Origin of the sequence: Exiguobacterium sp. BMC-KP, from assembly GCF_001275385.1 — a bacterium.
Classification (GTDB): Bacteria; Bacillota; Bacilli; order Exiguobacteriales; family Exiguobacteriaceae; genus Exiguobacterium_A.
The window spans coordinates 2,046,038-2,058,409 of record NZ_LGIW01000015.1; the positions used below are offsets into that span (position 1 = coordinate 2,046,038).

Genomic DNA, 12,372 nt, shown 5'->3' on the forward strand with positions numbered 1-12,372 from the left:
AAAATAAAGCTTCTTAATCCTTATTCTCAGAAAATATATAGTTCGTTATGCAACTAAGAAATATATGATATATTTGTTTTAGTGATTTTTGCAGATTCAAATTTGATGATGTGTCTGTTTCTGCGTAAGATGAATATACTCGGACTTAAGCAATCTTTTTGATACATGTAAAAATAGAATACGGAGGATACCCCAGTGAAATGGATCAACCATACGATCGGTCGCCAATTGATGTTCGCCTTCTATATGGTGTTTGTCGCTCTCAGCATCACGTCTGCGATCGTTTACTTCTATACGGAACAGAAGATCGATCAAGCGAACGCCACGTTTGATGATTTGCGCGAACGCCGTACAAATGCGAATGCCCTTGCTAATGAGTGGACCGTCGCGCAAAGTAACGTCAAATCTTACTTATTGACGGGCTCACAAGAAACTCTTGATGCCGTCAAGACGAATCAACAGGAGATCAATCGTCTCACGTCATGGTTCGAGAAATACGCCATCTATGAGCAAGGAAAAGAATATGCAACGGCAACCCGTCAAATCTATGACGATTATTTCGGAACGTCACTTCCCCTCCTCAACGAATACGTTGAAGGAAAGAAGGACGGAAAAATCAATGAAGACTTCGTTGATCCAAACACACTTGCTGCTCTGTCGAACGGAAAAGATCTGTTCACGACGAACGGAACGTTACGCGGATCAGTCAGTCTGTCAGACGCCGATGTCGATATGACACGGATCGATACATTGCTTGGTGATTATCTGACCTTGATCCAAGGGAAAGAAGTCGATGCAAAGAATGATCTTCTAGGCGAGATGCGCGTTGCGCAGTTCATCTGGCTCTCAAACCTCGTTGTTTTAATTCTTGTCCTCTTCTCACTTGTGCGCCCATTCATCAGCCGGGTGACGAAGCAGGTCAATACGTTATCTCGTGATAGTGCATTACTCGCAACAGGTGAAGACATACACGCGATTCCATTGCCAAAACGTAAGGACGAACTGCATACGCTGACGGCATCATTCAATCAGATGGCGGCATCGATTGCCGACAATAAGGTCCATATGCTCGCGAAAAACGAAGAGCTTCAGGCGCAACAGGAAGAACTCGTTGCTCAGCAAGAAGAACTTCAGGCACAGCAAGAAGAACTCGAGGAAGCACTCGAGATCACGCTTCGGAGTGAACAACACTTGAAGTACCGGAATGAATTAACAGAGACGCTTGCCTCCCGCGAAACGCTGACGGCGTATCCGGAAATCATCGAAAAACTCGTTTCGATTACGCATTCTGAGATCGGTGCCCTGTTGTTCCTTGATCAACAAGAAGTCCGCTCGACGATCGATTACGGAATGACGGAAGAGATGGTCGGTCGTCTCGTCTCTGACGATCAATCGCTCTTGCACCGGGCGCGCCTCTTAAAGCGTCCCGTCCATTCATCGAAACAGGTTGCACACGAGAGTCCGCTTCCGTACCCATACTATATGTATGAAGTCGCAGTACCGGTACTTGATCCGACGAAAGAGCATATGATCGCCTGTATCTATCTCGTTCGTTATCGCGATGCCTTCACGACGGAGCAGATGAACGACATCCTATCGTTCTCGCATCAATTGTCTCTCTCGCTCTTACGGATGGGGATTTATGAGGAAATGATTCGCGAGAAGAACAAAACGACGCAACTGTTGAACTCGATTCGCGAAGCTGTCGTCTATATCGAACATGAGACAGATGAATTGCTCGTCAACGAACCGTTAATGACGTTGTTCCCGGAAGTTCCGACTCAGTTCGAAGACGAAGAGCGCTCTGCTTTTGAGCAAGCAATGCAGGCATTGGCTGACATCATTGATGAACCAGCACCGTTTGAACGCTATATCGAACAGATCGTTGAGCTGAACTTGCCAAAAGATAGTTTGATCGTCTCGATTCGGAAACATAGTACCTATATTCAGATTTATGCCGAGAAGATCGAAGTCGACGGTATGTGGGTCGGTACAATGCTCGTTCTGCGTGACGTCACGAAAGAAACGGAAGCTGAGCGGATGAAGGAAGAGTTCGTCTCAACCGTCTCGCATGAGTTACGAACACCACTCTCTTCCATTTATGGTTTCACGGAATTGATGCTCAATAAACGGTTTGAAGAAGAACGGCAACGGAAGTATCTCCAGACGATTCACTCGGAGACCGGTCGCCTGACGACACTCGTCAATGACTTCCTCGACGTTCAGCGGATGGAGTCGAGTGAGCATCGCTATGAGATGTCGACGTTTGATGTCGTCGAGCTCGCACAAGACTTGATTGAGTTCTATGATGTCTCGCATGAAACGCACAAAATTGATTTTGATGCACGAGGTCCGATCATGATCGATGGGGATGCAGAAAAGATGAAGCAATTGCTGAACAATCTGCTCAGTAATGCCGTCAAGTATTCGCCGAGTGGCGGTACGGTCTTGATACGAATTTCAAACGAACTCGGTTTCGCTCAAATCCGAATTCAGGATGAAGGTATCGGGATTCCGCAAGAGGCTCTTCCGAAATTGTTCGATAAATTCTATCGTGTCGATAACTCCGAGACACGAAAAATCGGCGGTACCGGTCTGGGTCTGTCGATTTGTAAGGAAATCGTCAAGCACCACAATGGAACGATTGATGTTGAATCGGTCGTTGGTGTCGGATCAACCTTTACGATTCGTTTCCCGATTGCTGTCATTTCGACGATTCTCATGTATGAAGATTAATCATTCGACCGTTCACATCACGTGGACGGTCTTTTTTGTCGTTAGATTCGGGATCGCGTGGGGTATAGTCAAAAGCGCATTATTTTAAGGAGGAATCGACATGCAACTTGGATGGATTGGTTTAGGACATATGGGTGTACCGATGGCAAAACGTCTACTTGATGGCGGTCATGATTTGATCGTCTACAACCGGACGTATGAAAAAACAGCTCCTTTAGTAGAGAAAGGAGCAACAGCGGTTGAAGAGGCACGAGATGCGGTCCGTCAGAGCGATATTCTATTCGTCATGTTAGCCGATGGACCGGCTGTTGCGTCCGTTCTCGAAAATGTGAAAGAGGACCTCAGTGGTAAGACGATCGTCAATTTGAGCACAATCTCACCAGACGAAACGAAGGAGATGGCTCGTCTCGTTGAAGACAGTGGCGGTACGTATCTCGAGTCTCCTGTTTCGGGATCCGTCCCGGTCGCTGAAAACGGACAGCTCGTCTTGCTTGCTGGTGGTGACGCAGAAGTCCTTGCAACTTGTCATCCATATCTCGATTTACTCGGCAAGGAAACGATCCACTTCGGTGCACACGGTACAGGAAGTGCCGCGAAACTTGCGATTAATCTATTGCTTGCTGTCGTCGGTCAAGGAGTCGCGGAGACGTTACTTCTTGGTGAAGGTGCGGGTCTTGAGAAAGAGAAGCTGATTCAGATGATCAGTGCTTCCGGTATGAATACGCCACTCTTCACCGGGAAACGGGACATGTACAAGAAGAACGATTTCCCGTCTGCCTTTCCGCTCCGTCTGATGGCGAAGGATCTCGGTCTCATCACGGCAGAAGCCCGACGTCAGCAACTCGATTTGCCGCTCGCTCAAGCAGCAAACGCCAGTTATGCAAAAGCGAAGCCGGATCATGGGGACGCGGATATGGCTGCTATTTATAAATCTCTACAAGACTAAACGTAAAAAGCAGATCCGCACTCTGATGAGGCGATCTGCTTTTTCATGTTATTTCAGTGATGTGACGATTCCCATCATCTGATCGGTCGTCATTAGCGCTTTTGAGTTGAATTGATACGCCCGTTGAATCTGCGTCAGATTCGTCATCTCCGTCGCCATATCGACGTTCGACGACTCAAGTGTACCGACCGTCAATGGATTCCCACCGACTGCTTGATATTGTTCCGGCGTCGTAAACAAGCCGGATCCATCTTCCGTCAACTGATTCGGATTGTCGATATACCCGACACCGATCCGTGCGAGGACACGGCGCTCTCCATTCACGATTCCCGTGACGTTTCCGTCCTTGTTCAACTCGACACCTGTTGCATCCGCAGGTAAGAGAATCGGTTCGTTTTGACCGTTGATGACAGATCGTCCTGTATCATCCGTCAATCGAATACGACCGTCCGCTTGCGGAGATAGCTGAAAGTTCCCATCCCGCGTGAATTTCGTCACGCCATCCTGGTCGATGATACCAAAGAAATGATGCGGATCTGATAAAGCGGCATCAAGTGCCCGGTCCGTCCGTTTGAACGTTCCCATCGAAAAACGCGTCGCTTCATTGGCGACATATCCACCAACACCGATGCGTAAGCCAGCTGGTGTCGATAAGGGACCCGTCTGTAAAGAGGCCGGTTGGTTCTGGATGTTACGTGTCAACAACTCTTTGAACTGGGCGTCGCGACGTTTATATCCATTCGTATCGACGTTCGCTAAGTTATGTCCGGTCGTATCGAGTTGCTTTTGTAATTGTGCCATCGTACTAGCTGACGTATAGAGTGATTGCATGGTGCTCCCCTTTCATTATCGGACGCGACCGATTTCAGAAACTGCCTTTTCGGCAGTCCGGTCATAGGCTTGAATGACTTTTTGATTCGCTTCGAATTGGCGAAGACCTGCATTCATCTCTGCCATCGTCTGTTCGATTGCGACGTTCCCGAGTTCAAGCACTCCTTGATCGACCTTGACGTTTCCTTGTACCAGTGCTTCAGGTGCCCGGTAGAGGCCGTTCTCGACCCGTTCAAGCTGTTCCGTATTATTCGTCGTCACAAGTCCAAGTCGTCCGACTTGCTCTCCGTTCCCACGTGTTACGACACCGTCTGCTGAGACTTTGAAATCATCATTGCCGACGTTCATGAAGTTACCTTCTGTATCGAGCACTTGATCACCGTCGGTCGTCCGTAAGATTCCATCCCGATCGACTGCGAACTGTCCGTTCGTCGTATACAATGTTTCTCCTTCGATTCCTGTTCCTTCTCCCGTATTATGGAAAATCGTAAACATTGGCACACCTTCCGCCGAACTGATCTGTAAATCCGTCGCATTTCCCGTCTCCGTAATCGATCCGGGCGCGAAGTTCGGTGTTGCTGCCTGCATGAACACACCTGTTGCGAGCGTACCGACGTTTCCAGCAGGTCGAATTCCCGTCCGTTCATTCGTCGCCGCTTGATGGATCATCATCTCCGGAAACGTACGCAGGGATGCTTGATCGGCACGAAAGCCGGGCGTCCGTGCATTCGCTAAGTTATTACTCAGCATCTCTTGTTGGCGTTGCAATGCCTGCATAGCACCGGATGCCGTATACATTCCGCGTAACATCTATGGTTTCATCTCCTCATTGACTTCATGTTCAATTCTATCTTTTAGTATATCGGTCCGTTTGCTTCAGATTATGAGTTTTTTTCAAAAAAAGGGAATAAAATTCTGAGTTGCATCTAAAGTACTACAATTACTGTCAAAAAATCATTCTCCTTCTTTTGAATTCGCTTCATATTCATAATTATTCCAATTCGGTATAATTAGAAGTAGTTCATATCGACCAGTTGAAATGAGGTGATAACGATGTCTTTCTTTAAAAGACGTACGAACCCATCGACCACTCCTTCTTTGGATTTCACACTGTTGACAGACATGACCCACTTCCTTGAAAATCATCCGGATGCCGTCTATACGATGGATTTGAAAGGAAATTTCATCGCATTTAATAATAAGCTACCTCTTTTGCTTGGTTATCATACCGACGCGATCCGTGGTATGCATTTCAGCGAGTTGCTTATAGGATCAGAAGCTGAACGCATCGCCCCATTGAAGCATCGTGTTCACGAAGGCGAAACGATTCATTTCACGACGGATCTTCAACGAAAAGACGGTCAAATTCTGACCGTCAATGTCACGAACATCCCCCTCTATAATCAACACGTCATCATCGGACTGTATGGGATTGCGCGTGATGTCTCCCAACAAAAAGAATTACGTACTGCTTATAATCGTCTACTTGCAAAGGAACAGTTGACGACGACGCTTGAAGGTGTCACATTCCTTGAATACATTCCTTCGACGAAACAATTGACCGCAGATGCCGCACTCAGCCAGTTGCTCGAATGGTCACAGCGCCATGTCGCACAAATGGATGCATATGAATTGCTCGATGAAATTCATCCGGAAGATCGTGATCAATTTTTACAACAGAGTACTGCCTTGTGTGACGAGCACATCACCGAATTCTCGATGTCACTTCGGATGAGCAAACGACGTCACTATACGAAAGTCGTTCGTTGTGATGCTTTGCTTCAACAAGATTCTTCGCCTCGTTGTGTTAACTTCATCCTGCACGATGCAACGGAGCTGACGAGTCTTGAACGCGAACGGGACCATGCCATTCAGTCCTTAAAGGATGTCTTCGGCTCACTCGATACGTCTATTTACGAACATATCTATCATCCACAAACCGTCACGTTTCAATCAGCCGGTTTTTTAGCTCCTTATCAGCACATCCTGAATCGCATCGAAAAGGAACCTCAGTTATGGCGAACACTGATTCACCCAGAAGACCTACCCCATTTAGAACTCTCCTATCCTGAGATTCGTAACGGTAAGGTCGTCCGTCACGTCTATCGTCTCCAACTCCTCGACAATGTCTTTTGGATCGAGGAAATCTGTATTCCGATTCGTGATCGCAATGGAGAGGTCACGGGTCATTACGGGGTCTCGTCTGATATTACGATCTTAAAAGAGCAACAACATACGATTTGGCATCTCTCCATGCATGATTCCTTGACACAGTTACCGAATCGCGCCTTTTTACTCGAGGAAATCACGAATTTATTGAAAACACGAACATCGTTTACATTGCTTGCCGTCACGTTTAAGCAATACAATGTCATTCATGAACGTTTCGGACACGATGTCGGAGATGAATGGATTCGCCAGACAAGTGCTGCAGTTCGTCGTTTTGCAGATCAAGATCATTTCGTCGGTCATCTGTTTGGTGACAAGTATCTATTCATCATCAAAAAACCGATCGATGAGACCGCCATCGTGAAATTGAGCCATCAGCTACTAAAGCTGTCTGAAAAACGTTTTGATGTCTTATCCTATGAGTTGTTCACGAACGTCTACATCGGTATCACGTACGTCGTCAACGATAAACAATCAGCCGATGAATTATTGAAACAAACGTATACAGCACTTCGGCGTGCGAAGTCACGAACGAAGAGCAATTATCAGTTTTACTCGTCGACGCTCGACATCGATATGTATCGCCGTTATGAACTCGAACGTGATTTACGGTACGCCATTCAAAACGAGCAACTCGTCCTCGAATATCAGCCGAAAGTTGACGGTTGGAATGGGAATATTCAAGGAGCCGAAGCCTTGATCCGCTGGAATCACCCTGAATGGGGACGCTTGACACCAAAGGACTTCCTGTCCTTGTCGGAAGAAAGTGAGATGTATCTTCATATTGGCGACTGGGTGCTCGATCAAACATGTCGCTTTCTCCATGCGCTTCGTGAGCAGCACCATCCGAACATCGTTCCGATTTCCATCAATGTCTCTCCGAAGCGCCTCTTTTATGGCGATTTCGCAAAAGTCATTGAAGAGTACCTGCAGCAGTACCGGATACCGGGACACCTCCTCGAGATTGAATTACTTGAGTCCGACATTCTTCTCGAAAGCGATAAAATTCATGAGATTCTAGCGCGTATTTCTGCACTAGGGGTCCATATTTCGTTAGATGACTTCGGTACCGCCTACTCTTCGATTTCTCACGTCCAACGCTATCCGATCAATTGTCTGAAGATTGATCGTTCTCTTGCACAGCTGATCGAGCATGATTCAAAAAGTCGTTCCATCGTCAAAAGTATTCTCTTCATGGCAAAGGAGTTTCAATTGACTGTCGTTGCAGAAGGTATTGAAACGATTCCGCAGCTCGATTTTTATCGCGAATTACAGTGTGACTTGATTCAAGGCTATTTGTTTAGCAAGCCCGTGTCAGAGAGCACTTTTGAAAAACTACTGACAAAAGGGATGTTATATCCACAACACACCGGTACAGCTGCTCCTGTTGAAGCGATCGTATCGCTGTTTGCCCAAGTGACGATCACAAAATTGAACGGTCGGGCAATCCAAGTCGGGTCCTCTGATATCCTAATCAATCGGTGTACGAATAAGACGTTGTTCTTCTACTCCTCGATTCGTCTCCCGATTCATCAAAAAATTGAATTAAGCATTACGCTCTCGTCCTTGATACACCCGGAGATTCTTCTCGTTCCTGTATCCATTACCGAGCTCGATAACGGTCTTTTCCATTACGCTGCGGACTTCAACATCCGTGCGCTCTCCACTCTTGTGCAAGAACAGTTGAAACATTCACAACCCTCTTTCTTAGAAGAAGTCCTTGATCCACCCTCTTGATACAAAAAACACGCCGACTCTTTCGCTCGAGTCGGCGTGTTTTGACTTACCCATTATTTTTACTTAATACGGCTGTTTGTGTCCGTTCGAGTACGGCATTCGTGATGACGATCAATCCCGTGAACAGGAATAAGGCTTCAAAGCCGAAGTGCCCGGCAATTTGACCACCTGCAAGTGGTCCGAGGAAGTTCCCCATGAACTGCGCGGATTGATTGTATCCGAAGATCCGTCCCGACGCATTGGCTGGTGTATTCTTCCGAAGCAACGTTTGAACAGATGGCATCAAAGCAGCTGTCGCAAATCCGATTCCCATCCGTAAGACGATCAATTGACTCGTATCCGTGACGAATGCTTGCGGAATCAAGAAGGCAGCAAAGACGAGCAAGGCAAAGAACAAGACGCGTTCTGCCCCAATCTTATCTGAGAGACGACCGAGTCGTTGCGCCGCAATCAACGCTGCAATCCCAGGTGCTGAAGCAACGATCCCGGACAGTAACGCGAGACGTTCTGTCCCTGGACTAAGTTCCCGGACGTACAACGATAGAATCGGACTAATCGATTGTGCTGCGAACTGAATCAGGAACGTCGTCAAGAACAAACTTAAGATGAGTTCCGGATGACGAAGCGACTGGATGATTTCTTTCGCGGACGCCATTTTTTTAACTTCCATTGGGACGAATTCTTCTTTGACTAAGAAGTAAGTCACGAGGAAGGTAATGAAGAGCGGAACGCTCGTAAAGAGAAAAACGGGTCGAAGCCCAACAACGTCGGCGAGGAATCCTCCAATGAGAGGTCCTAGCAATCCACCGGCAATCCCACCGGTCGACAGGGTGCCGAGCGCCCAGCCACTTTTCTCTTTTGGGGTTTGAGAAGCAACGAGTGTAATACCGGCTGAAATGAATCCGGATACGGCTCCCATGACAAGACGTAAGAATACGAGTTGATAAACGTCTTGGACGAAACTGATTAAAAACATGACGATCGACATACCAAGGCTTGCTCGAAGTAACATGAGCTTACGACCTTTTCGATCGGCGAGACGTCCCCAGATCGGTGAGACGATCGCAGCGACGAGGAACGTTGCACCAAAGGCGATACCGGACCAAGTCGTAATATCTTGTCGGCTGTCGACACCGAGTTCTTCAATGAATAAGGGCAAAAACGGTAAGACGAGACTGAGGGCTGCAGCGGTCAAAAAACTACCGAACCAGACGACAACTAAATTTCTTTTCCACAATGGCATTGTGGCATCACTTCCTTTTATTTGACAATTCGTTTCAATACAACAACTTCTAATATACACTTCACAATGTGAAATGTCTAGCGTTTGAATCGTTTAAGTGTTTCTTCCATTTGTCCTCTACTCTTTTCTTTATTGATAAGCAAAATGAATGCTACAAAAAAGGGAAGCATTCTCCCATGAGAATACTTCCTTCCTATTATCACTTGCCTAGATTATCGAGCATGATGCCTGTACCGCGTGCGACACATAGCATTGGATCCTCTGCGATCAGAACCGGTAATCCGAGTTCTTTTGCAAGTAATTGATCGATTCCATCAAGGAGTGCGCCCCCACCTGTCAAAATAATACCGCGGTCAATGATATCCGCTGCAAGTTCTGGTGGTGTCTTCTCGAGCACACGCTTCGTTGCTTCGACGATTTCCATCGCTGCTTCCGCCAGTGCCTCATGCATCTCTTCGGATGTCACCGTGATGTTATGCGGTAAACCCGTCACAAGATTGCGTCCGCGGATGTCCATCTGTTCACGACGTCCGTCTTCTGACACTGTTGCAACTGTCGTCTTAACGGCTTGTGCTGTCCGTTCCCCGATGATCAACTTATGCGTTTCCTTGATTGAACGAATGATGTCATGATCAAAGCGGTCACCCGCGACCTTGATCGTCTCACCGCAAACAATATCACCCATTGAGAGAACAGCAACATCCGTCGTTCCACCACCGATATCAATTACCATGTGTCCGGCTGGCATCCAGATGTCCATACCGGCACCGACTGCTGCGACCTTCGGCTCGACTTCGAGGAAGACCGTCTTCGCGCCTGACTTCTCACCGGCTTGGCGAATCGCCTTCGCTTCAACCGTCGTGATGCTTGCTGGCGTGCAAATCAACATGCGTACTCCACCGAACATCTTCCGGACGTCAATCTTATCGATGAAGTGACGTAACATCGCTTCCGTCATCTCGAAGTCCGCGATGACTCCATCTTGTAAGGGACGAATCGCGACGATATTGCCTGGTGTCCGACCTACCATCAAGTGTGCTTCTGTTCCTACTGCATGAATCTTACCTGTTGCCTTATCGATCGCGACGACCGACGGCTCATCGAGGACGATGCCTCTCCCTTTGACATGAATGACGACATTCGCCGTCCCTAAGTCGATTCCGATATCTTTTGAAAACATCTCGTGTGCTCTCCTTTACCCGATGGCTATTCTTCCAAAATATAGAACGTCGTTTGGACGTCTAACCCATTTATGTATACATACTTTTCAATTCTAGCATACGCCTCATAACGAAACGACTTTCTTTTACGCTTTTCTCATTTCATTGTCATCTTTTTGAAAATACAGCAAAAAAGCATCATCTCAGAAACCTGAGATGATGCTTGGAATGATAAGAATTAAAGCTTTGTTGCTGCCGTTTCTTCGACGACTGCTGATTCTTCTGTCACACGTTCAACGTCTGCACCAAGCGCTTGAAGCTTGAGGTGGAAGTCAACGTATCCACGATCGATATGGTGAAGTGCGCCAACGCGTGTTTCACCTTCAGCAATCAATCCTGCTGTGACGAGTGCTGCACCTGAACGAAGGTCTGTCGAAAGAACTTCTGCCCCTTGCAACTGTACGCCACCGTTGATGATCGATGAACGACCTTCAATCTTGATGTCAGCATTCATGCGACGGAATTCTTCAACGTGCATGAAGCGGTTTTCGAAGACTGTTTCCGTGATGACGGATGTTCCGCCTGCTTTGAGGACGAGTGCCATCATTTGTGCTTGAACGTCTGTTGGGAAACCTGGGTGTGGCATTGTCTTCACGTCAACTGCTTCGAGTTTCGCTGGACCAACGACACGGAGACCTTCTGCTGTATCCGTAATCTTAACGCCCATCTCTTCCATCTTCGAGATGAGTGGACGAAGGTGTTCACGTTCTGCGCCGATGACTTCAACGTCACCTTCTGTGATCGCTGCTGCGATCATGAACGTACCTGCTTCGATTCGGTCAGGAATAACGTAGTGTGTTGCACCGTGAAGTTTTTCGACGCCTTCAATGCGGATTGTTTCCGTACCTGCTCCACGGACTTTCGCGCCCATCGCGTTCAAGAAGTTTGCAAGGTCAACGATTTCAGGCTCTTTCGCAACGTTCTCGATGACTGTTGTTCCTTCAGCGAGTGTTGCAGCCATCATGATGTTTTCCGTCGCACCGACAGATGGGAAATCAAGATAGATTTTAGCGCCTTTTAAACGACCATCTACGTGGGCTTCAACGAATCCGTTTCCGATGATTGTTTTCGCTCCCATCGCTTCGAAGCCTTTCAAGTGGAGATCGATTGGACGTGATCCAATTGCACAACCACCTGGCATCGCAACGCGTGCGCGACCGAGACGTGCGAGTAATGGTCCCATGACAAGGATTGATGCTCGCATTTTACGAACATACTCTAATGGTGCTTCATCTTTAAGGTTCGGTTCTGCATTGACCGTCACTGTATTTGCTTCTGCATCGAAATCAACTTCTGCATTTAAGTTGCGTAACACGTTATTGATCGTGTAAACGTCCGCTAAACGTGGTACGTTTTGAAGGACTGATTGTCCTTCTGATGCAAGCAATGTTGCAACGAGTGTTTTTAATACGGCATTTTTTGCACCTTCTACTTTGACTGTGCCAGCTAATTTACGTCCGCCCCGGACAACGATTTTTTCCATTCCCCAT

At 47.3% G+C, this 12,372-nt stretch carries 8 protein-coding genes; 3 read left to right on the forward strand and 5 right to left on the reverse strand.

Annotation, left to right across the window (positions count from 1 at the left end):
* The first annotated feature begins 195 nt into the window (after positions 1-195).
* Positions 196-2,736 carry a HAMP domain-containing sensor histidine kinase gene (locus ADM98_RS16205; RefSeq protein WP_053454392.1) on the forward strand — a complete coding sequence of 847 codons (2,541 nt, stop codon included), beginning with the start codon at positions 196-198 and terminating at the stop codon, positions 2,734-2,736.
* Between the two features lie 100 nt (positions 2,737-2,836).
* The gene (locus ADM98_RS16210; RefSeq protein WP_053454393.1) at positions 2,837-3,682 is read left to right on the forward strand and encodes an NAD(P)-dependent oxidoreductase; all 846 of its coding nucleotides are present in this window, start codon (positions 2,837-2,839) and stop codon (positions 3,680-3,682) included.
* Between the two features lie 48 nt (positions 3,683-3,730).
* Here ADM98_RS16210 and ADM98_RS16215 read toward each other — a convergent pair whose 3' ends face one another.
* Both ADM98_RS16215 and ADM98_RS16220 read right to left on the reverse strand, forming a co-directional pair.
* Positions 3,731-4,513, reverse strand: a complete 783-nt coding sequence (locus ADM98_RS16215) for a flagellar hook-basal body protein (protein WP_053454394.1) — start codon at positions 4,511-4,513, stop codon at positions 3,731-3,733.
* A 15-nt stretch (positions 4,514-4,528) separates the two neighbouring features.
* Complete coding sequence (locus ADM98_RS16220) at positions 4,529-5,323, reverse strand: flagellar hook-basal body protein (RefSeq protein ID WP_053454395.1); 795 nt, start codon at positions 5,321-5,323, stop codon at positions 4,529-4,531.
* A gap of 243 nt (positions 5,324-5,566) precedes the next feature.
* Between ADM98_RS16220 and ADM98_RS16225 the strand changes: the two genes are divergently transcribed.
* The gene (locus tag ADM98_RS16225; protein ID WP_082318581.1) at positions 5,567-8,419 is read left to right on the forward strand and encodes a sensor domain-containing protein; all 2,853 of its coding nucleotides are present in this window, start codon (positions 5,567-5,569) and stop codon (positions 8,417-8,419) included.
* 46 nt (positions 8,420-8,465) lie between these two features.
* Here the strand turns inward: ADM98_RS16225 and ADM98_RS16230 are convergent, their stop codons facing one another.
* The 3 genes from ADM98_RS16230 to murA all read right to left on the reverse strand — a co-directional run bounded on the left by ADM98_RS16230 (position 8,466) and on the right by murA (position 12,365).
* Positions 8,466-9,662 (reverse strand): multidrug efflux MFS transporter, encoded by a 1,197-nt coding sequence (locus ADM98_RS16230; protein ID WP_053454397.1) that lies wholly within the window; start codon positions 9,660-9,662, stop codon positions 8,466-8,468.
* Between the two features lie 199 nt (positions 9,663-9,861).
* The gene (gene mreB / locus ADM98_RS16235) at positions 9,862-10,842 is read right to left on the reverse strand and encodes a rod shape-determining protein MreB (protein ID WP_053454398.1); all 981 of its coding nucleotides are present in this window, start codon (positions 10,840-10,842) and stop codon (positions 9,862-9,864) included.
* A 218-nt stretch (positions 10,843-11,060) separates the two neighbouring features.
* Positions 11,061-12,365, reverse strand: a complete 1,305-nt coding sequence (gene murA, locus ADM98_RS16240) for a UDP-N-acetylglucosamine 1-carboxyvinyltransferase (RefSeq protein WP_053454399.1) — start codon at positions 12,363-12,365, stop codon at positions 11,061-11,063.
* Positions 12,366-12,372: the final 7 nt, after the last annotated feature.